Origin of the sequence: Teichococcus wenyumeiae (assembly GCF_003696345.1) — a bacterium.
Lineage (GTDB): Bacteria > Pseudomonadota > Alphaproteobacteria > Acetobacterales > Acetobacteraceae > Pseudoroseomonas > Pseudoroseomonas wenyumeiae.
The window spans coordinates 43,150-64,578 of record NZ_RFLX01000017.1; the positions used below are offsets into that span (position 1 = coordinate 43,150).

Annotated in this window: 20 protein-coding genes; 13 read left to right on the forward strand and 7 right to left on the reverse strand. The window is 68.3% G+C overall.

Annotation, left to right across the window (positions count from 1 at the left end):
• Position 1: 1 nt before the first annotated feature.
• Both EBE87_RS19395 and EBE87_RS19400 read left to right on the forward strand, forming a co-directional pair.
• Positions 2-322, forward strand: coding sequence for a hypothetical protein (locus EBE87_RS19395; protein ID WP_120637089.1), 321 nt, complete (start codon positions 2-4; stop codon positions 320-322).
• A gap of 743 nt (positions 323-1,065) precedes the next feature.
• The gene (locus tag EBE87_RS19400) at positions 1,066-3,387 is read left to right on the forward strand and encodes a PAS domain-containing sensor histidine kinase (RefSeq protein WP_120637088.1); all 2,322 of its coding nucleotides are present in this window, start codon (positions 1,066-1,068) and stop codon (positions 3,385-3,387) included.
• Between the two features lie 107 nt (positions 3,388-3,494).
• Here EBE87_RS19400 and EBE87_RS19405 read toward each other — a convergent pair whose 3' ends face one another.
• Positions 3,495-4,178 carry a phosphoribosyltransferase gene (locus tag EBE87_RS19405; protein WP_233553081.1) on the reverse strand — a complete coding sequence of 228 codons (684 nt, stop codon included), beginning with the start codon at positions 4,176-4,178 and terminating at the stop codon, positions 3,495-3,497.
• A gap of 243 nt (positions 4,179-4,421) precedes the next feature.
• Between EBE87_RS19405 and EBE87_RS19410 the strand changes: the two genes are divergently transcribed.
• From EBE87_RS19410 to EBE87_RS19425, 4 genes are all read left to right on the forward strand, one after another.
• Entirely contained in the window at positions 4,422-5,402 is a 981-nt protein-coding gene (locus tag EBE87_RS19410; RefSeq protein ID WP_158600818.1) for a Bug family tripartite tricarboxylate transporter substrate binding protein, read from the forward strand.
• A 32-nt stretch (positions 5,403-5,434) separates the two neighbouring features.
• Positions 5,435-6,064, forward strand: coding sequence for a carboxymuconolactone decarboxylase family protein (locus EBE87_RS19415; protein ID WP_120637125.1), 630 nt, complete (start codon positions 5,435-5,437; stop codon positions 6,062-6,064).
• A gap of 56 nt (positions 6,065-6,120) precedes the next feature.
• A complete protein-coding gene (locus tag EBE87_RS19420; protein WP_120637086.1) occupies positions 6,121-8,568 on the forward strand; it encodes a zinc-dependent metalloprotease in 2,448 nt (815 codons plus the stop codon).
• A gap of 146 nt (positions 8,569-8,714) precedes the next feature.
• Complete coding sequence (locus tag EBE87_RS19425) at positions 8,715-9,536, forward strand: formate/nitrite transporter family protein (RefSeq protein WP_120637085.1); 822 nt, start codon at positions 8,715-8,717, stop codon at positions 9,534-9,536.
• Positions 9,537-9,611: 75 nt separating this feature from the next.
• On the opposite strand, the gene hpf is transcribed toward EBE87_RS19425, so the two are convergent.
• Complete coding sequence (gene hpf / locus EBE87_RS19430; protein WP_120637084.1) at positions 9,612-9,983, reverse strand: ribosome hibernation-promoting factor, HPF/YfiA family; 372 nt, start codon at positions 9,981-9,983, stop codon at positions 9,612-9,614.
• Positions 9,984-10,057: 74 nt separating this feature from the next.
• Positions 10,058-10,606, reverse strand: coding sequence for a hypothetical protein (locus EBE87_RS19435; RefSeq protein ID WP_120637083.1), 549 nt, complete (start codon positions 10,604-10,606; stop codon positions 10,058-10,060).
• Between the two features lie 175 nt (positions 10,607-10,781).
• Between EBE87_RS19435 and EBE87_RS28690 the strand changes: the two genes are divergently transcribed.
• The 3 genes from EBE87_RS28690 to EBE87_RS19445 all read left to right on the forward strand — a co-directional run bounded on the left by EBE87_RS28690 (position 10,782) and on the right by EBE87_RS19445 (position 13,729).
• Positions 10,782-11,024 carry a hypothetical protein gene (locus EBE87_RS28690; protein WP_147425954.1) on the forward strand — a complete coding sequence of 81 codons (243 nt, stop codon included), beginning with the start codon at positions 10,782-10,784 and terminating at the stop codon, positions 11,022-11,024.
• Positions 11,025-11,103: 79 nt separating this feature from the next.
• Entirely contained in the window at positions 11,104-12,801 is a 1,698-nt protein-coding gene (locus tag EBE87_RS19440; protein ID WP_147425953.1) for an ATP-binding protein, read from the forward strand.
• Positions 12,802-13,027: 226 nt separating this feature from the next.
• Positions 13,028-13,729: an OmpW/AlkL family protein gene (locus EBE87_RS19445; protein ID WP_158600817.1), complete on the forward strand. Its 702-nt coding sequence runs from the start codon at positions 13,028-13,030 to the stop codon at positions 13,727-13,729.
• 18 nt (positions 13,730-13,747) lie between these two features.
• Here EBE87_RS19445 and EBE87_RS19450 read toward each other — a convergent pair whose 3' ends face one another.
• From EBE87_RS19450 to EBE87_RS19460, 3 genes are read right to left on the reverse strand one after another with little or no spacing between them, the layout of a single operon-like run.
• The gene (locus EBE87_RS19450) at positions 13,748-16,057 is read right to left on the reverse strand and encodes a putative bifunctional diguanylate cyclase/phosphodiesterase (RefSeq protein WP_120637080.1); all 2,310 of its coding nucleotides are present in this window, start codon (positions 16,055-16,057) and stop codon (positions 13,748-13,750) included.
• A complete protein-coding gene (locus tag EBE87_RS19455) occupies positions 16,054-16,608 on the reverse strand; it encodes a methyltransferase family protein (protein ID WP_158600816.1) in 555 nt (184 codons plus the stop codon). The genes EBE87_RS19450 and EBE87_RS19455 overlap by 4 nt, the downstream gene beginning before the upstream one ends.
• 20 nt (positions 16,609-16,628) lie before the next feature.
• Entirely contained in the window at positions 16,629-17,399 is a 771-nt protein-coding gene (locus tag EBE87_RS19460; RefSeq protein ID WP_147425952.1) for an N-acyl amino acid synthase FeeM domain-containing protein, read from the reverse strand.
• Between the two features lie 241 nt (positions 17,400-17,640).
• Here EBE87_RS19460 and EBE87_RS19465 point away from each other — a divergent pair, with 241 nt between their 5' ends.
• Complete coding sequence (locus EBE87_RS19465; RefSeq protein ID WP_120637077.1) at positions 17,641-17,871, forward strand: hypothetical protein; 231 nt, start codon at positions 17,641-17,643, stop codon at positions 17,869-17,871.
• A 247-nt stretch (positions 17,872-18,118) separates the two neighbouring features.
• Here the strand turns inward: EBE87_RS19465 and EBE87_RS19470 are convergent, their stop codons facing one another.
• Complete coding sequence (locus tag EBE87_RS19470) at positions 18,119-18,583, reverse strand: helix-turn-helix domain-containing protein (protein ID WP_120637076.1); 465 nt, start codon at positions 18,581-18,583, stop codon at positions 18,119-18,121.
• Between the two features lie 605 nt (positions 18,584-19,188).
• Here EBE87_RS19470 and EBE87_RS30440 point away from each other — a divergent pair.
• From EBE87_RS30440 to rnk, 3 genes are all read left to right on the forward strand, one after another.
• A complete protein-coding gene (locus EBE87_RS30440) occupies positions 19,189-19,992 on the forward strand; it encodes a helix-turn-helix domain-containing protein (protein ID WP_158600815.1) in 804 nt (267 codons plus the stop codon).
• Between the two features lie 239 nt (positions 19,993-20,231).
• Positions 20,232-20,801, forward strand: a complete 570-nt coding sequence (locus tag EBE87_RS19480; RefSeq protein WP_147465040.1) for a hypothetical protein — start codon at positions 20,232-20,234, stop codon at positions 20,799-20,801.
• A gap of 100 nt (positions 20,802-20,901) precedes the next feature.
• On the forward strand, positions 20,902-21,348 hold the full coding sequence (rnk, locus tag EBE87_RS19485; RefSeq protein WP_233553206.1) for a nucleoside diphosphate kinase regulator: 447 nt from the start codon (positions 20,902-20,904) through the stop codon (positions 21,346-21,348).
• Positions 21,349-21,429: the final 81 nt, after the last annotated feature.

The following is a 21,429-nucleotide window of genomic DNA, read 5'->3' on the forward strand; positions in this document are numbered from 1 at the left end:
GATGCAAGTCGTCGATCTGTCCACCGCTCAGGATGTGCTCGGGGGTCTGCCGGCCTCGATCGTCAGCGTGGTGCTGAACGGCTTCGAGCTGGATGTCCGTCGGCTCAACAAGGACATGCTCAGGGCCGCGCATGCCGGCGATGCGGTGGCCTATTCCAACGCCGCCCATGCCCTGGCCGATGCCGCCAGCCGCCTTGGCGCGACCGAGCTGGCGGTGATGGCGCGCGGCGCCTCGCGGCGTCCGGTTCCGGTGGCCGACCTGTCGCTGCTGGTGGCCAGCGAAAGCGCGATCGGCGAGATGCGGGCCGCGTTCAGGGGCTGAACGGGGCGCCACGGCCTCCATGCCGCACTGAAACAGGATGGCCTGACTTCGCCTCCCGCCCCATGGCTTCCCAAGGCGCTGCCGGAGTTCCGGTGAGGTTGCCCGCACGGCCCTGCGGCTGCTGGAGCACGTGCAGGAAGGGCGCCGCATCCTTCCAGCCAGCCGCCCAGCTAGCGCCGGTGCCTCCGGCAACCCAAGCCCCTACCGTCACCACCAGCCTGCACGCCGTTCCGCGCCGCGCAGCCGTGGCGGCCAGGCACCCCGATTCAGGGGGTTTCGGGCGGCCCGGGTAGCGGCAGGGCGCCGTGGAATTTGCCGTGGCCTGAAGCCTTTTCGAATCGGGTTCGTTATAAATCCGTGGCAGCGGGCATGAGGACGCGAGCCGCCCAGCACCCGTCGCGACATCCGGCCGCCAGACCGGGATGGGGTTCCCCCATGACAGACTGGCTTCCGTGCAAGGAGAGAGCATGCCCGAGACAGCGACCATGAAGCATCCGGTGCGGGCCGGGCGGGAGGCGTCCGGCGGGGCTGCCGCAAGAGGCGGCCCCGCGTGGCGCATGGGCCTCCGGCCCCATCCGCAGGGATCATGATGCTGTCCGCCCCGTTCCACCGCCCGGTCCCGATGCCGGCGCGGAAAGGTCAGGCAGAGGCGGCGTGGGTGCTCCGCCCCTGTCTCACGGCCGTCGGTACCGGCAGGTCCGGTGTCACGATGGAAGGGCTGATCGCTGCCGATCTGGCTGGCCATGACGAAGTCCATCTCGAATAGCCCGGCTGGCCTCGACCAGCAGCTGCGTATCCGGGTGGCGGAGCTGGAACTGGAGAATGCCCGCCTCCGGGCGGATCTGACGGGAAAGCATGTGGAAGCCGGCCAGATGATGGCCGGTGCCGAGGAACTGATCGCCGGCCTGCAGCGGGCCAACGCGGCCCTGGACGAGAGCCGCGCGGCCCTGGCCGAGAGCGAGGCCCGCTACCGCGCCGTGCTGGAAAGCGCGACGGGCCACGCGATCATCACCATGTCCCGGGAAGGGCACGTGACCGGCTGGAGCCCCGGCGCCGTCGCCCTGCTGGGCTGGGAGGAGGCTGAGGCCCTCAATCGCAACATCGCCTTCATCTGGACCGAGGCGGACCAAGCGGCCGGCGTGCCGGAAAAGACGCGCCGCCAGGCCCTCGCCAAGGGGCGCGTGACGGAGGAGCGCTGGCACCTGCGGCGCGATGGCTCCTGCTTCTGGGGCTCGGGGCAGCTCACCTCCTTCGAGCTTAACGGCACCGTCGGCTTCGTGAAGATCATGCGGGACGAGACCGCCCGGCGGCAGGCGGTGGAGGCGCTGCGGGAAAGCGAGGCGCGCCTAGCCGCTATCTTCGGCGCGGCCGCGACCGGTCTGTGCGAGCTGTCCACCGAAGGCGCCTTCCTGCGGGTGAATGACGAGCTGTGCCGCATCCTGGGCCGGCCGCGGCGGGAGCTGCTGCGGTTGACGGTGGCGGACGTGACCCATCCGGACGATCTGGAGCGGAACTTCATAGTCGTGCGCCAGGTGCTCGAGACGCGGGATGTCGGCCATCTCGACAAGCGCTACCTGCGGCCGGATGGCACGGAGGTCTGGGCCAATAGCAGCATTTCCCCTCTCCCCGGGTCGGACGGGGAGGTGCGGAGCCTGCTGGTCGTCACCGCCGACCTCACCGACCGCCGCGCCGCCGAGGCGGCGGTGCGGGACAGCGAGAACCGCCTGCGCAGCCTGGTGAGAGCCTCCTCGGAAATCCTCTATGGCATGAACGCGGACTGGACGGTGATGCGCTGGTTGGAGGGCGGGGGCTTCTTCTCCCAGGTGGACCAGCCGGGCGCGACCTGGTTCGAGCGCTACGTCCATCCCGACGACCAGGCCATGGTCAGGGCCGCCGTCCAGGAAGCGATCCGCACCAAGGGCGTCTATGAGCTGGAGCACCGGACAACCCGTGACGACGGCAGCGAGGGGTGGGTCCACTCCCGCGCCGTGCCGCTGCTGGACGAGGCCGGGGAGATCCGGGAATGGTTCGGCGCCGCCAGCGACGTGACGGCGCGCAAGCAGGCCGAGGAAGCCCTGCAGGACGAGAAGGAGCGCTTCCGGCTGCTGGTGATGAGCATGCCGCAGCTGGTCTGGCGTTCCGCCGATGGTGGGGCATGGACCTGGTCCAGCCCGCAGTGGGGGGCCTATACGGGCCAGGCCGAGGGGGAGAGCCTGGCGCTGGGCTGGCTCGACGCCGTGCATCCCGACGACCGCGAGATGACGTTGCAGGCATGGCAGCAGGCGCCCCTGCACGGCAGGCTCGAGCTCGAATTCCGCATCAGGCGGGGCAACGACGGCACCTGGCGGTGGCACCAGACGCGGGCGCTGCCGATGTGGGACCTTTCCCTGCCCGAGCATCCGGAAAGCCGCATCCGGGAATGGGTGGGCACCAGCACCGATATCGAGAACCTGATGCGCCTGCAGCAGCAGCAGCAGATCCTGGTGGCCGAGCTGCAGCACCGGACCCGCAACCTGCTGACGGTGATCCGCTCCATTCTCAACCGGAGCCTGCCCCGCTCCCCCGAGCGGGACGAGCTGGACGGGCGCCTGGGCGCCCTCGGGCGGGTGCAGAGCTTCCTCACCCGCACGCCGGCCTGGACGGTGTCGCTGAACGATCTCGTCACGGCGGAGCTGGCGGCAGCGGGAGCGGGGAAGTCAAAAACCTCGGCCATCACGGGCCCGGCTGTCGAGCTTCCGGGCGACAAGGTGCAGCCGCTGGCCCTGGCGCTGCACGAGCTGGCCACCAATGCCGCCAAATACGGCGCCATCGCGCAGCCCGCCGCGCAGCTGTCGGTGCGCTGGGAGTTCAAGATGATGCAGGGCAAGGAACACCTGCTGCTGGAATGGCGCGAGAGCGGCGTAGCGATGCCGGCAAGTGGATTGCCGCCCCGGCAGGGCTTCGGCACCCAGTTGATCACCCGCGCGCTGCCCTATCAGCTGCGGGCCAGGACCGACCTGAACTTCACGCCCGATGGCGTGTGCTGCAGCATCACACTGCCCGCTTCCGGCCTGCGGAAGACCTGAGCCGGATAGCCCGGCATGCGCGCCGTCCTCGGCCGCTTCGCCAGGGCAAGGGGTCGTGATGGCGCCTGTGTCTGGCTCGGCGGAACCCGGCCCCTTCGGGCTCTGCGCTATCGGCCCGGCCGGAATGCCGCCGCGCCTGAGGACGGCGGCCCGCCTTCTCCACGCTGCAGCAGCGCGATGACCTCCGCATCCTCAACCTGGGTGAAATCAGCGAAGAAACTGCCGACGGCGCCGAAAGGCTCCGGTGTCGCCAGGAACACGGCCTCATCGCAGAAGCCGCGCAGTGCCTCGGCCACGGAGGGCGGCGCCACCGGCACGGCCAGCACGATCCTGCGCGCGGCACCGGATTGCGCGAGGGCCTGCAGGGCCACCCGCACCGTCGCGCCGGTCGCGACCCCGTCATCGACCAGGATGACGGTACGGCCTTCGAGCGGCAGGGGAGCCCGGCCATGGCGGTAGAGTCCGCGCCGCCGCTCGATCTCCGCGCGCTGCCGTGCCGCCTCCTGCTCCAGGTAGCTGCGGGAGATGCCGAGGTCCCGCACCACATCCTCGTTGATCAGCATCGTGGGATGCTGCTCGGCGACGGCGCCGGCGGCCAGCTCGGGGAAGCCCGGCGCGCCGACCTTGCGCACCAGCAGCAGGTCGAGCGGCGCCGGGAGCGCCGTCGCCACCTCGAAGCCCACGGGCACCCCGCCACGCGGCAAGGCCAGCACCACCGGCGCCGCCTCCCGCAGATGCCCGAGGCGGCGGGCCAGGGCACGCCCGGCCTCGGTCCGGTTCCGGAACATCATGCGATGCCTCCGTGGCAGGGATGGGTGGGGGCGGGGCAGGCGCCAGCATCGCTGCGGGATGAGAATGTCGCTGCCCGGTGCCGCCGTTCAAGCGGAGGCGTGGAAGAATCCGGCGAGGGCATCCTCATCCACCTCCGGCGCCGCTGGCGGGAATTTACGGGCTGGCCAGGCGGGGCAAAGCTTCGCATTCTTTCACCAGTCCAGGAACGAAGCCGCACCGGGAAACCCGGGCAAGGAGTCGCCATGATCAAACGTCGCACGGTTTTCACAGTCCTGGCCGGAAGCGCCGCTGGCGGGATGCCGGGCATCCTGCGCGCGCAGGAGAGCTATCCGTCGCGCAGCGTGACCATCCTGGTGGGCTTCGCGCCGGGCGGGGGCACCGACATCATCGCCCGCCTGCTGGCGCCCTCCCTGCAGGCGGAACTCGGCCAGGCCGTGGCGGTGGACAACCGCGCTGGCGCCAGCGGCACCCTGGCATCGGCGGCGACGGCCCGTGCCAAGCCGGATGGCTACACGCTGCTGATGGGCACGGTCTCGACCCAGGCGGTCGTGGCGCCGCTGATGCGGAACCCGCCCTACGACCAGGACAAGGATTTCACGCCCCTCGTGCTGGCCGGCACGGTGCCGCTGGTCGCGGTGGTGCCGGCCAATGCGCCGTACCGGGACCTGAAGGGGCTGATCGAATTCGCCCGGCAGAACCCTGGCAAGCTGAACTACGCCTCCTCCGGCATCGCCACCCAGCAGCACCTGGCGGCGGAGATGCTGTGCCAGGCCGCCGGCATCCAGATGACGCATGTGCCCTATCGCGGCACCGGCCCGGTGCTGAACGACCTGATGGCCGGCACGCTGGACCTCGCCATCGACACCATGCCGACGCATCTGCCGCATCTGCGCAGCGGCAGCACGCGCGCCCTGGCGGTGACCATGCCGGAGCGGGTCAAGGCGCTGCCGGATGTGCCGACGGTCGCGGAAAGCGGCTTTCCGGGCTTCGAGATCACGGTGTGGTACATGCTGCTCGGCCCGGCGGGCCTGCCGGCACCGGTGACGGAACGCTGGGTGCAGGCCATGAACAAGGCGCTGCGGGACCCCACCAACCGCAGCCGCCTGGAGGAAGCGGGTTTCATCCCCGGCGGCGGCAGCGCGGCCGATGCGGCGGAGCTGGTGCGGCGGGAGGCCGCGCGCTACGGCGCCCTGGTGCAGAGCGCCGGCATCCGGGTGGATTGAAGGCCCTTGCGCCGGACTGCGGCTGCGCCGCCATGACCTCTCCCCCACGCATCGCCCTGCCCAGCCCGGAGGAGATGTCGCCGGAGCAGCGCGCGCTCTACGACCGCATCATCGCCAGTCCGACCCGCCGCATGGCGGGGCCGCAGCGCGCCAATATCCACAGCCCTGAGCTGGCGGAGGCCTGGTGGCGGCTGGGCGACATGCTGCGCAGCCGTACCGTCCTGCCGAAGCGGCTGCTCGAGTTGGCCATCATCCTGGCCGGCCGGCGCTGGAACAGTCCGGTGGAATTCCACATCCATGGCGCCGCCGCGATCGAGGCGGGGCTGGACCCGGCGCTGGTGGAGGCCATCCGCCTCGGGGACCCGCCGCTGCTGCCGCCGGGCGAGGAGCGGGAGATCTACGACTTCACCCGCCAGGTGCAGATGCGGGGCGATGCCGATGATGCGACCTACCACGCGGTGCTGGCTCGCTGGGGCCAGCGCGGCGTGGTGGAACTGGCCGCCGTCATCGGCTTCTACACCATGGTCTGCATGGCGCTGAACCTGCACCGCATTCCGCTGCCGGATGGCGCCGCCGCGCCGATCGCCCCGGCCGGGGAGGTGGGGGCGCTGGCGGTGCTGCCGCCCGCCCTGCCAGAGCCGGGGGAGGGCGGAACGGGCTGACCCTGGGCAAGGCGGCCTGTTGACGGCCGGGCCTGAAGGGGAAACTGTAACGCGCCATGACTCACCGCCCCATCCCCCAGGACCTGCCCGACCGGGCCGCCTCCCCCGCCTCCACCTTCCGGGAAGGCAGCCCCGGCGACAGGGTCCGGCGGCTGGACGGCTTCCTGCCGCTGTTGTGGGATGAGGCCACGGGCCGCCTCCAGATCGAGGTGCGGCGGCTGGACGAGGATTTCCTCTATATCGACCGCATCTCCCACGGATTGGGGGACCACCGGCTGGAACGCGGCAACCTCAGCCGCCCCACGGTCGCGCGCTTCGAGCGGCGCGGCACCCGCCTGCTGCTGGTGGCGCGCAACATGGCCTGGCGGACCTCCTCGGCCGAGCCGGCGCAGCAGCTCGCGGTGCGGCAGGCCTTTCCGGAATCGGTGCTCTGGTCCTTCGAGATCCTGTCGGAGCAGGATGGCGCGCTGCTGGTGGATGGCACCGCCTTCTTTCTGCGCGATGCGCGCGGGCTCGCGGCGCAGCTCAGCGGCCTCGGCCAGGGCAGCTACACGCTGGACCCCGCGCGCTGCGCCATCGCGGGCGAGGGGCTGCGCGCCTTTCCGCTGAACAGCCAGGCGGAAAGCATCCTCACCTTCGTCAATCCCGCTGCCAAGCTGCGGCCTTTCTGGAACGGCGACGGGTTGCGCGAAGGGCTGATGGCCCTGGCCGCGGACCCGCGCAGCATCACGCTGCGGCTGCGGCATTGCTTCATCCAGCTACCGGAGCCGGGCTTCCGCCCGCGCCGCTTCGACCCGCGCTCCTCCTTCTTCAATAGCACCGTTTTTCATGACTTCGGCGTCTCGCTGGAGGAGCCGGGCGATGTGCATTACGCCATCCGCCACCGGCTGGAGAAGAAGGACCCGAACGCGGCGGTCAGCGAGGCGGTGAAGCCCATCGTCTATTACGTGGACCGTGGCGCGCCGGAGCCGATGCGCACCGCGCTGCTGGAAGGCGCGCGCTGGTGGGAAAAGGCCTTCGAGGCCGCCGGCTTCCGCAATGCCTACCGGGTTGAGCTGCTGCCCGAGGACGCCGACCCGCTCGACATCCGCTACAACATGATCACCTGGGTGCCCCGCGCCACGCGCGGCTTCTCCACCGGCACCATGATCTGGGACCCGCGCACGGGCGAGATCATCAAGGGCGAGGTGACGCTGACCGCGCTGCGCGACCGCCACTTGCGCATGATCGCGGAAGCGCTGCTCTCCCCCTACGAGGACGGCACGCCCTGCCCGGAGGTGGAGAAGCTGATGCTGGCCCGCCTGCGCCAGCTTTCGGCGCATGAGGTGGCGCATACGCTGGGCCTCGACCACAACCACATCGCCAGCACGCATGGCCAGGACATGTCGGTCTGCGACTATCCGGCGCCGCTGCTGACGCTGGATGCGGAAGGGCGGGTGGACCTCTCCCGCGCCTATGGCGAGAGCATCGGCCGCTGGGACGAGATTTCCATCACCTGGGGCTACAGCCAGTTCCCGCCCGGCCTGACGGAGGCGGAGGAACAGGCGGCGCTGGACGCCATCCTGGAAAAGGCGGAGCGCGAGGAGGGCCTCTATACGCTGGCGCAGCAGGATGGCATTCCGGAAAGCGGCGTGCATCCCAAGGGTCATCACTGGGATACCGGCGCCGATGCGCCGGATGAGTTGCTGCGCCTGCTGAAGATCCGCGAGGCCGCCCTGGCGCGCTTCGGGGAGCGCGCCATCAAGCCCGGCCGGCCGCTGGCGCTGCTGGCCGATGTGCTGGTGCCGCTCTTCATGCTGCACCGCTACCAGACCGAGGCGGCGGTGAAGCTGCTGGGCGGGCTGGAATTCCGCTATGCGCTGCGCGGCGACAGCCAGCTTGTCACGCGCCTGGTGCCGGGCGAGGACCAGCGGCGCGCCCTGCGCGCCGTGCTGGCGACGCTCTCCCCCGAGGTGCTGACGCTGCGCGAGGAGCTGTTGCTGCTGCTGCCGCCGCGCCCGCCGGAATATGAGCGGACGCGTGACACCTTCCGCGGCCATACCGGCCTGACCTTCGACCCGCTGGGCGCGGCCGAGGGCGCGGCCACCCATACGCTGAGCTTCCTGTTCCACCCGCACCGCGCCGCGCGCATCGTGGAGCACCACCAGCGCGATGCCAGCCTGCCCGACCTGCACGAGGTGCTGCAGGCGACGCTGGACGCCACCTGGCACGCCCCCGCCGGGCAGGGGCTGGCGCAGGCGGTGAAGCTGCGGGTGGAGCATGTGGTGCTGCGGCACCTGCTGGCGCTGGCGGCGGCGGAGGAAGCCTCGCCGCTGGTACGCGCCATCGCGCGGGAAGTGGCCGCCGGGCTGCGCGCCACCCTGGCCGCCGCCGCCGCGCCGGCGGATGCCATGACACGCGCGCACCGGGCCGCCGCCATGGCAGCCATCGATGCTTTCGAACGCGCGCCGGAAGCCTTCCGCCACCCCGGGACACTGCCGCCGCCGCCGGGCATGCCGATCTGACTCGCGCTGGCAGCCTGGCCCTGAGCCGGGCTGCCACCGCGCCTGGAGCGGCCCAGGCCATGCGCGGCTTCCGGCAACCTCTTCCTTGAACGGGCACTAAGCAGAATGAGCTTCCGCTCGCCTGCGGCCGCGTTTGGAGGAATTCGATGCCCGAGGCACACCAGCAGGGCCTGAGCCGGCCTGAGCAACAGGATGCAGAGGATCTCGCCGCGCCGAAAGCCACGGTGCTGCATGAGGTCGTCCGCCGGCAGGGAGAGGAGGAGCTGAAGCGCCCTCCCGGCTCGCTGTTCTGGTCCGGCCTGGCGGGTGGCGTGACCATCATGACCTCTGTCATCGCCGAGGCTGCTTTGCAGCACAAGCTGCCGCCCGGCATGCCGGGGCGCGAGGCCATCGCCGACCTGGGCTACAGCATCGGCTTCCTGATGGTGATCCTCGGGCGCATGCAGCTCTTCACCGAGCAGACGATCGTCACGGTGCTGCCCAACATGGCGGAGCCCGGCTGGCGGAAGCTGGCCCTGACGGCGCGGCTCTGGCTGATCGTCTTCCTGGCCAACATGGCCGGCACCTGTATCGCCGCGGGCATGAATGTCCACTTCCATCTGGTGGGCCAGCCGCTGCTGGAGTCCATGCTGGACGTGTCGCGGTCCCTGCTCGGGAAGACGCCGATGGAGATGCTGCTCCAGGGCATTCCCGCTGGCTTCCTGATCGCCTCTGTGGCCTGGATCAGGGCTGGCGCCTCCAGTGGCGAGTTCTGGATCGTGCTGGCACTCACCTATGCCATCGCGCTCTGCGACTTCACCCATGTGGTGGCGGGCAGCGCTGAGGCGTTCCTTCTGCTGTTCACCGGGCAGGTCGGGATTGGCCAGGCGCTGGGCGGCATGATCCTTCCCTCGCTGCTCGGAAACATCCTTGGCGGGACAGGCCTTTTCGCGCTCCTGGCCCATGCGCAGGTCCGCCAGGAAATCTGACCCGGGAGGCACTGCACGCCTTCTTCCTGGAATCCGGAGGACGCCGGCATGCGGCCGGCGCCCCGTTTCGGCGCCTTAGAGCAGCGCTTCCTTCATGGCATTGACTGGCTTGTCCTCGCGCATGGCGCGCTTCCGCCGCCGCAGCTGCTTGTCCACGCGCTCCAGCGCGGTCGCGAAGGCGGTATAGGCATTGCTGGAATGCTCGCCATGCCCGTCGAAGAACAGCCCGCGCCCGGCATGCACCCTGACATTGCAGCCAAAGCCGGCGCCCTTTCCGCCAGGGGAGAAGGTGATGGTGATATCCTCGGCGCCATCGAAATACTTCTCGGAGAGACGGGATGCCTGTTCGGTGGCATGCGTCCGCAACGCATCGCCCACATCCATCTGCTGGCCCGACACGACGATGCGCCCGTCGCGGGCGTTGTCGATGTTCTCAGGAGCTGCCACTGCGTCTTTCCTCCAGAACTTAAAGGGTACGGCGATTCAACGCCCTTCGGCTGAACATGTTGCGGGTAGGCATGTCAGCCCGCTGCCGTCCTGATCCGCTCCAAGTCCAGCACACCCTTGGCGCCCCAGCCGCGCGCGCCTGGCGGTACCTCGGGGCGGAATGTCTCGTAGAGCCGGAAGCCGATGCGGTTGAGTTCCTCCGGCGGCATGGAGCGCGCCAGGTCCTCCATCGCCTGACGCACCGTGGGCAGATCCTTCCCCAGCGCGCGTTCGACATAGCTGGCGGCTGCCCGGGGCGCGGCCGGTTTGTCGTGGTCGAGGGCGCGGATCTTGCCTTTCTCCTCCACGACCGGCAGGTCGCGGCCGAGCAGATGCACGGTGTTCCTGGCCGGCGCGCGGTTCTGCCGCAGCTTGTCTGCCTCGTCACGCAGGCCGCCGGATTCCGGGCGGTCTTCGGCAATGCCGATCGCCTTGGCCTTCACCCGGGCACTGGAGCCCGCGACCGCACGGCCGAGCGTGATCGCGGCATCCCAGTCGTGGCCCAGCCGCATGGCGACCACAGCCGCCCAGAGCGTCAGCACCGGTGCACGGTTGACCCTGATATCACTCCCGGTTCCGGCCATGCGCTGCCTCCTGCAAGCCCTTTAGCAACAGCACAGGAGGGCAGGAGATGCATGCGGGGTGGCGGTGCTACTTGATCCGGTACCAGATTGGGGAAGATGGGCATGCAACCGCGCGCCAATCTGAAGCGATCGGGATCCAGCTATCTCGCGGAAGGGAAAGGGACGGCAGCGCAAGATGCTGCTGATGGAAAGCCGCTTCTTTGCTGCACTGCACTCGCGCGGCCTGAGTGCCGCGGAAGATCGTGATGCGAGACGATTTGGAAAAACCCTTTCCTCAACAAAAATTTTGAATCCACATTCTGATGGGCCAATAGTCAGCATCGCTGATGCGGAAAATCAGCTGACTGCATCTACCAGTTCTTTGCGGCAGGAGTTCCGGCGCGAAGGCGATGCGATAGCGGAACGTCGTGCTCTTTGATTGCTGATTTTCGATCACTCAAATATGTTGCGCCGTGGCGGCAATAGCTGCCGTACCGCTCTTGACCGGACGACGCATAGTGATCCGACTTCGCCGCCGCACGGCTATTGCCTTCCTCGCTGTCACTTGGATGACGGTCGCTGGCGGCACTCTGCTGGGTGGCCAAGCTTACATCGCACATACGCGGCACGATCAGGAGCAGGAAGCCCTCAACCGCGCCGAGGCGGCGGCCCGCTCGCTGGAGCAATACCTGCTGCGCACGCTGGAAGCGATCGACCTTTTCCACGACATGGTGCAGCGGCGCCAGGCGTTGTTGACCGCGGGCGACACGGCAGGCGCCGCCGCCATCGCGGCGCAGATCATTGCGTTGGCCAGCGACGAGCGCTTCAACATCCTCCAGGTCGCGACTGTCGGCGCGGATGGCTGGACCACCTGGACCAGCACCCCGGACGCGCCTCGCGTGAACCTTTCCGACCGTGAGCATTTCATCGTCCACGAGCATGGACTCACCGAGATGTTCGTCAGCGCGCCGCTCGTCGGCCGCCAGTCGCAGCGCCAGACGGTGCAGTTCACGCGGCCACTCTCCAAGACCGGCGGCGGCTTCGGCGGCGTGGCTGTTGTATCACTCGATGCGACGGCCTTCTCGAAAGGGCTCCAGACGCTGCCTTTCGCAGGCCGCGATGCCCTGATCGTCGTCCGGCAGGATGGCACCATCATCGCGCGGAGCCGCGACCCCGAGGACACCGTCGGGCGCCGGATCGAGATGCCTGGCAAGGGGCCACACCACGTCACCCGCGCCAGGACGGTTAGTGCCATCGATGGCGTCGAGCGCTTCATCTACCGGCGCGATGTTGATGGCACGCCCCTCGCGACCGGCGTGGGGCTCGACGCCAGCGCGGAACTCGCGTCCTTCGAGATCATCCGCAAGGCCGTGAATGTCAGCACCATTGGCGTTGTGCTGCTCTCCCTCACCCTGGCGCTGCTCGCGCTGCTCTGGATCGAACGGCGCCGCGCCGAGCACAACCTGCAGGCGGCGCTCGCCAGCCTGGAATCCTCGCAGCGCATGGATGCCCTTGGCCGTCTCGTCAGTGGCGTGGCCCATGACTTCAACCACGTCCTCCAGGCCGTTCTCTCCGGGGCGCACTTCATCCAGAAATCCTCCGCCGATCCGGAGGCCGTGGGCCGCTATGCCAGGATGATCGCGGCGGCCGCGCAGCGTGGGGCCTCCGTCACGCGCCGGCTGCTCTCGCTGGCGCGGTGCGACCGGCTCGAGCTTGAGGCGGTGGAGCCGCGTGCCGTGCTGGACGGGATCGCGGAACTGCTGCACCACACGCTCGGCCACAATGCCCGTGTCGTGGTGAAGGCCTCTCCCGAATTGCCCATGGTGCTGACCGACCGCCGCCAGTTGGAGGCCACGCTGGTGAACCTGGCGATCAACGCCAGGGATGCCATGCAGCCGCGGGGTGGGACCATCACCCTCTCGGCGGCCCTGTCCCGCCTGCCGGCGGGCTCGGCAAGCCCGGATGCGCCGGGCCTTTGCCTGACCGTACGGGATACCGGGGCAGGGATGGAGCCCGACATCCTGGACCGCGCCCGCGAGCCCTTCTTCACGACCAAGCCGCGCGGCGAGGGCACCGGCCTCGGTCTCACCATGGCCAATGGCTTTGCGGAGCAGTCCGGCGGTGCCCTCGCCATCGAGAGCGAGCTTGGCCGTGGCACCACCGTCCACCTCTGGCTGCCCCTGGCACCGGCTATGGCGGAGGAACAGCTGGCTTAAGGGGAGGCCAGCCAGGGGCTTCGCGCCGTCCGCATGCCAGGGCTGGGCCCCCGGCTTCTTCAGGATGGGTGCTGATGTGGCCGGGCAACAGGCGTTAAGAATTTACGCTGAGCGTGGATTTCGCCGGCTTATCTGACATTTTAGGCAAGGAAATGACTCGTCTCCGCAACCGGATCGGCTAGAACGGCGCCATATCGCCTCCGGTTTGGCTCGTCGGGACATGATCATGAGACTGCAAGCTTTGGGCGTTCGGGGCGGCCTCAGTGCCCTGGCGCTGGCCATGGCGATCTGCGGCCCCGCCCCACGGGCCATGGCGCAGGACGCGCCGGCCCCGGCCGGCGAGAGGGAGCACTTCTTTCTGCGCCTCGGCTATGGCTTGGTGCAGTATGAGACCAGCGGCCGGGCCTCGGTCTTCGGGACGCCCGTGGACAATGCGAAGATCGCCTTCGGCCAGCATTCCTCCGCTATTTTCGAGGCCGGCTGGCGCTTCGCCCCGTCCTGGAGCGTCTCCGTCCTGACCGGCCTGCCGCCCACCGTGGGCCTGGAGGGGCGGGGCGCCTTCGAGCCCTTCGGCAGGCTCAGCAAGGTGACCTACGGCTCCACGATGCTGGGTCTGCAATACCACCCGCTGCAGTTCGGCCGCTTCGATCCTTATGTGGGTGCCGGCATCGACCATACCGCCATCCTCAACACCAGCGGCGGCTCCCTTCCGGGGCTGCAGGTGAAGGATGCCTTCGGTCCCGTTCTCCAGGCCGGCTTCGAATTCGGGCTGACCGAGAATCTTGCCTTCTACGCGGATCTGCGGAAGGTGTGGCTGAAGTTCCGCGCCAAGGCCATGGTGCCGGACCCTGTGGCGCCTTATCCGGTGCAGGTCACGGTCACGCCGAACCCGACCGTCTTCAGCATCGGGCTGACCTACCGGTTCTGAGGCCCACCCGAAGGCGGCTCAGGTCAGGTAGGCCGCCTTCGGCGCCGGCGCGGTTTCCTGCGGCCGGCCCAGCAGGTATCCCTGCCCGAAATGCACGCCGTTCTGCCGCAGCCATTCGAGCTGCGAGGGCTCTTCGATGCCTTCGGCGACGACATAGGTGTTCAGGTCCGCCGCCAGCCGCGTGACCGTGCGATAGATGGCCGCGACCTTCGGGTCCGGCAGCCGCATCGTGAAGCTGCGGTCGATCTTGATGCCGTCGACCTCGATGCGCAGCAGGTAGCTCAGCGACGAATAGCCGGTGCCGAAATCGTCGAGCACCAGCTTGATGCCCTGGGCGCGGAGGGACTGGAGCTGCTGCAACGCTGAATCGGAGAAGTTCAGCAGCATCGTTTCCGTGATCTCGAGGGCGAGCCGCCCCGGCGGCAGCCTGGTCTCCTCCAGGATGCGGGAAACGATGGCCGGCAGCTGGCCGCTGTTGAGCTGCACGGCGGAGAGATTGACATTGACCTGGATGGGCGCGTCCCACCGCGCCGCGTCCTGGCAGGCCGAGCGCAGGATGAACTCGCCAAGCCGGTCGATCAGCCCGCTCCGTTCCGCCGTCTCGATGAAGAGGTTGGGCGGGATGATGCCGCGGATCGGGTGCCGCCAGCGGGCCAGCGCTTCGGCGCAGACGACGTGGCCGGTCAGGAGGTCGACGATCGGCTGGTAGGCCACGGTGATCTCGCCCTGGCTGATGGCCTGGGCCAGCTCCACCTCCCGCAGCAGCCGCCGGCGGTATTCCAGTTCCATCGAGGGCTCGAAGCGGCAGGCGGTGCCCTTGCCCTGCTCCTTGGCCTTGTAGAGCGCGAGGTCGGTCAGCATCAGCATGCGGGGCGCGTCGTTGTCAAAGCCCTCAGAAGCGCTGACGCCCAGGCTGGCGCCCGGCACCAGCGTCAGGTCGTTGATCCGGGCGGGCTCGGACAGGGCCTTGGCCAGCCGCGTCGCCAGGGCATGCCCCTGCTCGATATCCATGTCGTAGAGCAGCACCGCGAATTCGTCGCCGCCCAGCCGGCCGGCGGCATCGCCGGGGCGGATCGCCGCCCGGATGCGCTCGGCGACACGCAGCAGCAGGGCATCGCCGATATGGTGGCCGTAGCTGTCGTTCTTGCCCTTGAAGTCGTCCAGGTCGATGCTGGCGATGGCGAAGGGGCGGCCCTCGAAGCAGGCCTGCTCCACCAGCGCGACAAAGGCCTTGCGGTTCAGCAGGCCGGTCAGCCCGTCATGGTTGGCCATGAAGGTGAGCTTCTGGTCCGCCTCGTAGCGTTCCGTGATGTCGCGGCCGATGCCGCGGAAGCCGGTCAGCCGGCCCTTGGTGTCGAAGACGGGGTGGCCGGTGAGGGCGAACCAGCGGGGCTGCTCCGCATCCGCCAGGGTCGTGACCATCTCGCGGAAGGCAAGCTGGCGGCGGAAGCAGCTGTCCAGGTCAGGGAAGCGGCGATCCTCCGGGTCGGCGGTGCCGGAGCGCGAGACCAGCAGGTCCGGCAGCCGCTTGGAGAGGAGGTTCTGCTCCGACATGCCGATGGAGACGGCGAGGTTGGAGGGGGCGAAGCGGAGGTAGCCCTGCGCATCGGTCTCCCACAGCCAGTCGGGCGAGCCTTCGCGGTACTCGCGCAGGAAGACCTTCACCGTCGTGATCTCCCGCTGCAGCGCCGCCCGCGCCTCCGCCCGGCCGTTGAAGGTCCAGTTGACGCAGAGGATGCCGACGGCGGCGTAGAGCGTGAAGGAGATGAAGGCGACGGTCGCCACCGGGTCCGGATGGGCCATCGTGAAGCTGACGGCGATGACCGAGAGGACGGCATTCGGCAGGAAGAAGCCGAAGGCCACCGAGAGCGGCACGCTGATGATGGGCGTGGACACGACGCTGCAGGCCAGGGCCAGGATCAGCGCCATCTGGTCCGGCTCGCCATAGAAGCAGAACATGTTGATGACGCTGCCCCAGCTGAGGCCGAGGCCGACATAGAGCCACTTCGCCCGCCGCAGGAAGCCGAGGTCGTCGGCATTCCGCTTCCAGCGCAGCGCGGCATGGAAGATGGCCCCGTAGAACAGGGCAACCAGAAGGGCGTTGACCAGCACCGCCGGGCGTTCCAGCGGCTGGAAATGGGCGGCGATGAAGAGGCAGTTCAGCGTGCCGGCGATGGGGAAGAGCAGCGACAGGAAGAACAGCAGCCCCGCCTGGTCGCGCAGCAGCGCAGCCCCCTGCTCCGAGGACGGCTCCTCCCGCTGAAAAAGCGTACGCAGGGCCGCCCTGGCCCGGGAGGCCAGGGCAGAGAAGGAGAGGCGGCCTCTCAACGCCGCCAGACCTGCGTCAGGCGTGGCAGGATCATGCCGGTGCGGCTCTGGTAGCCCGCATAGGAGGCGGCCATGGGGGATTGCGAGAAACGGGCCTCTTCCGCCCGCGCGGTCGCGAAGTACCACACGATCATCACGGCCGCGGCCAGCCACTGGAGGCCGCCGGCGGCCACCGCCGTGCCGAGCCAGAAGATGCAGTAGGAGAGGTAGAAGGGGTGCCGCACATAGGCATAGGGCCCCGCGTCATGCAGCATCTGCGGCGTGTCGCCGGTATGGGCCAGGTGGGGCGGGCTGTGGCGCGTGGTCTGGACGGCCCACCAGAACAGCGCCGTCGCGCCCAGGGAGGCGGCGATGGACACCATTCCCCCGCGCAGCCCGGTGCCGTAGCGGAAGACCAGCACAAGGAACAGCAGTGCCGCCGCGCTGCTGGCGAAGGTGAGCGCGCGCATGCCGGAGGGCATGCCGCCTTCCGCGCGGAAGTGGCGCCGCAGGCCCCAGCTGAAGGAGCCAAGAGCCGCGGCCGCCGCTGCGATAACAAGAACAGGCAACATGGAATCCTCGGCGCTGATCATTATCGTGCCAGGGAGAGCGCGACGGGCTCACCCAGGAAAAAGCCATTCAGGTTGCCCGTCGTGCCACCAAGCGGGTCCATCACCGGCACCTTGTGGCGCAGTTGATCGTAGCGTTGGCGGTCGCTGGCCATGAGCTGCATCTTACACGTCAGACCTGGATAGATACGCGGCTCCGACGCCGCTTGGTAGCCAAGTCGGCGGTAGAATGGCGCATGGTTGGTACGCACGCAGGCCAGATGCACCTGGCTATGGGCGCAGAGCGCGATGTAGCCGGCCATGCGATAAAGCAGGAAGACGAGGCCCTGGTTGTTCTCCGCCTCCGGGCTGCGCACCAGGCGCGTGACCTCGATGCCGCGGCCGGCGAAGGGGTTGTCCTGGTCGGCGTTCAGCAGTGCCTCCACTTCCTCCGGATAGGTCTCCAGCGCCGGGGAGGTCAGGTCAGTGCCCCGGGCCAGGAGGCAGGTGCGGACCGACGCCAGCGGGGTTTCGTCGTCATAGATGACAATAGTGCTAGCGTTCGGCAGATCATCGTACTTGTCCTTGAACAGCTCAGAGCTATTCGGTTGTATGTGTCCTGCGTTGAGGTAGCAGCGGTAGCGAAGCTTATAAGCATCTCGCTTTACATCATCCGTAAGGGCAAGTCGCGCGTAGTAACCCGCCGATCTGCCGGCCAACTGGCCGGTCAGCGCGGGCTTGACGCCCATATCGGGCTGCTTGGCCGTCGGAATAGTGTGCATGTAAGGGGTAGTGGAAGGAAGGGTCGGCACCATGAATCTCCTGCGAAATGGCGCCACGCCGCAGGCCGGGCGAAATCAACCCGCGTTCCGCGCGTGGTTCGCCATATTTACTATGCCCGCAACGGAGGATGCTGATGGAACCGCCAAGCCCTATGGTGCGATGACGCCGGCTTTGTGCGACAAGGGCGCGCCACGCCACCGTAACTTGTGATGCCGGGCAGCCTGCCCGGCAGGCCGCTCTTCCAAGAAGCACCGAAGAAGACAGAACTCAGCCGTGCAGATTTTCCAGCCTGTCGACACCCTGGCGGATTTCTATTCTCTCGATGAGGGAGATGTTCTGTTCGGATACATGGACGGTATCCAGGGTCTGCCGTGCGACCTTAAACAGGTCTCGCGAGCCTATTGGCATGGCTGGCGGAATGGTGTCGTGGACGGCGGTTTTCTTGAGCCGGATGAAGCGCAGTCGAAGCTGGACGCCGCTTTCCAGAACCTGGGTTCGTCATAAGATGTAAGGCGCCCCGGTCCCCGCCGGCCGGATCGGCCGACTTGCAGGGAAAAAAGGGGGAGAAGCCGGCGCCGTGAAGGGCCGGGCTCGAGTCTTGGGATGAAGAGGCTGTCAGAGCTGTAAAGGCCGCCCCGTGGCGGTGGCTAGTACCGGGCGGATGGCTGGTATCTGGCCCGAGGGGGACGCCTGATCTTTCCGGGCACGGGCTGGACCAGGCATCGCGACGCCTTGTGGGAGCCTGAGGCTCTCAGGCGGTTTCCAACTGCTCACTCATTGTCTGCATCGCGGGCCGAGGCATCTGCATGTCGCCCTGGTTGAGCGGCAAAGCGGCTGGTGCGCGGCTCAACTGCCGGTGGGGCGATGACATCATCTTCGCCAGCGCGACCAGGGTGTCGCGATGCTGCGGGTCAGCGATGGTCATGAAGATCTGCAGAAGCTCCGCTATCTCCTGCCCCTGGTGCTCCGTGTCCGGTTGCCTCGGGCCTGGCGCTGCGGCGGCGGAGAGAAAAATGTCCGGCCGCACGCCGATCGCCGTCGCGATCAGCAGCAGGCGGCTGGTCGCGATCCGCGTGGCGCCCGTTTCGTACCGGTGAAACTGGGCGCCGGTCACGCCGATTCGCTCCGCAACCTGCTTCTGGGTCAGTCCGGCCAGGCGACGGTGCAGGCGAATTTCCTTGCCGACAGCGGCGTCGGCACTGGGCGATACGGTCATAATATAGATCGTTTCCAAAAATAAAGAATGTTGCCCACGCGGCAGGGTGGCTGCGGACGTCTAGATTATTTCGAATCAGGAACATTAAAATGGCTTAACGGGGCGATAACGCCTTACCCTAAATGCAATAAGCTCATACTGCTGCGCGGGCCGGCGCAGATATGCAGAATCGGCAGAATACTCTTTATTTGCTATAGTATTATTTTTTGTACGAATTTTGACGGGTTTGCTGCGGTGCGGGCTCCCCGCAGCGATAAGCTTGATCATCGTGTTGGACTGGCGCCGCGCGGCTGCGGCGATGGCCTGCCGGGCCCCGCCTTGCCGCCCGCATGTCTGTCTTTGCGAGGGGGGGTGCCCGAGCGGGTCCGGTTCACCGGCTGGCGCCCGGGCTGAGAAGGTCGGGGGCGCGGGATGGAGCACGTGGAATCATGGAGCCGAGCCTAACAATCCCTGATATCCGGGATTTCGATCTCACCGATCCGGAGCAGTTCAGGACAACCTCCAATTCCCCGGCGGACTTCCGCCTGGTGCTGCGGTCGCGCGGCGCCTTTCAGGGATGGCGGCGCCGCTTCGCCTCCGAGGCCTGCATCGTCACCTGTGGCGGCATGAACCTCGATTCCACCTACAATGTCGGAACAACGCGCTACGCGACCTTTACCCTGGTCGAGACGGATTCGGTTGCCGCGACGATGCAGGGAGAGCGCCTGGAGGCCGGCATCGTCGCGCTTTCCTGGCCCGGCTCGGATCTGCATTGGCAATCCCCTGGCGGATCGAAGTGGTGGAATATCCGCTTCCCGCTCGACCGGCTGAACCTCGCCAGCACCTTGCTGTTCGGTGCGCCGCTTGTTCCGGGCCGCAGCGCCACCCGTTTTGTCCGCTTGGCCGGAGAGCAATGGGCGCGGTTGCTCACGGGCCTCGCGGCGGTTCTGGCGCCGGGGAATGCGGTTCCAGCCCTTGATTCGATGCTGCCGGACGACGTGCTTCGCCTGTTGTTGCAAGGCTTCGTGGTTGAAGCAGGGGAAGCGGTGGAGAATGTTCCGCGCCCCGGCGCCATGACCCGCTGGAAGGACGTGGTGGATGGCCTCGTCTTCATCGCGGACCAGCGCGCTCAGCCAAAATCATTGCTGCAGGTCTGCGAGGAACTGAACGTCCCGCTGCGCACGCTGAACCTCTGCAGCAACCGGGTGCTGGGCTTGAGCGCGGGCCGCTACCTCAGGATGCGCCGCCTGCACAGTGTGTTCTCCGACCTGAAGCACGGGTTGGCGGCGAGCGTGACCGAGGTCGCCACCCGCTACGGTTTCTGGGAACTGGGCCGCTTCGCCCAGGACTACCGGGCCGTCTTCGGTGAACTGCCTTCGGCGACGCTGCGCCGTTCGGCCGGGGCGGCGACGGCCGCCCACCCGCTTTAAGCTATTGATTACGGAGATAGGCATCCCTATCCTTGTGAGACCATGAGGTATTCCGCGGTCGATATCCGGTATCCGCGTCACGCGGGAACTCTGCTCGCGGGCATTTAGCCCCGGGCTCGATCACGCCCGTTCAATCGGCGTAGCCCGGGGACAGTCTTCTCAGCTGAAAACGAACAAGGATCGGCAGTTCCGCAAGCGCGGAAGCCGTTGGCCTGTTCGCCTTCCGGAGGGAGAGGCCCGTGGCTCTCATGGTTTCCATCTGCACCAGCTGTGGTGGCGCCTTCGCCGCACCGCTGGACATCTGTCATGCCTGCGCAGCCCTGCTCAGCACCACCGCCGCGCGTGCCGGCAGCCGGCGCTGGCCGCCGGGCGGCAAGGCGGCGCGCCCGGCCCTGCGGGCCCGCGACGCCGTGGCGCTTGAGCGGCTGCTGCATGCCTGCCGGCAGGCCGGCGACGCCATCTCTCAAGCTTTGAGCTTGAAACTTGAGGATGCCTGCATCCTGCCGCCGGATGCCGCGCTGGCGGAGATCGCCGGCCTTGGCTCGCGTGTTGTTTTCTCCGCCAATGGCGATGCGGCGCAGGCCCGCGTGCTGGTCCTGCCGCGCGACCATTCCCCGGCGGGCTGGACGCTGCCGGTGACCGCGCCGCGCGGCCTGGCGCTGCTGGGCCACGCGGCCGGCGCGGTCGTCACGGCGGCGGGCGCGGGCGCGGAGGAAACGCTGCGCCTTCTCGCCGTGGCGCACCGGCTGGCGGCGCCGCCGCTGGGCGCCGGGCCGCTGCCGCTCTGGGCGGGCGAAGCGGCCGGCTGAGCCGCGACATCACGGCACCCCGGCGGGCCCGCCAGGGGCGCCCAAATCACTGAAGCAGCCACAGTCGGAAACGGCTGCGCAGACCACAAGGAGCATTCTCATGATGTCCACCAAGGCAACCGGGGAGGCGCGGCTCAAGGCCGCGGATGACGACCCGCCGGTGATGCTGTCCACCACCGATGCGGAGCGCCTGGCGAGCCTCGCGTCTTCCGCCGCGCGGCGCAGCCCGGAGGTCGCGGAACTATTGCTGGCCGAAATCGACCGCGCCGACCTGCTGCATCCCGATGAGCTGCCGGCGGATGTGGTCACGATGTATTCCCACGTCGAATACCGCGACGAGGGCACGGGCGCGACGCGCCAGGTGCAGCTCGTCTATCCGCATGAGGCGGATATCGCGCTTGGCAGGATTTCCGTGCTCACGCTGGTGGGGGCGGCGATGCTGGGCCTGCGCGCCGGGCACTCCATCCTGTGGCCGAAGCAGGATGGCCGGGAGCGGCGGCTGGCGATCCTGAGGGTCTCCCCACATCCCTTCACGCCGGAGGCGTGAAGCGCCCCGCGCTGCATCCGGCTGCCTCATCGCCTGAGAATGACGGCAGGCAAGCGTGAGCGAAACGACTGGCCCGCAGCG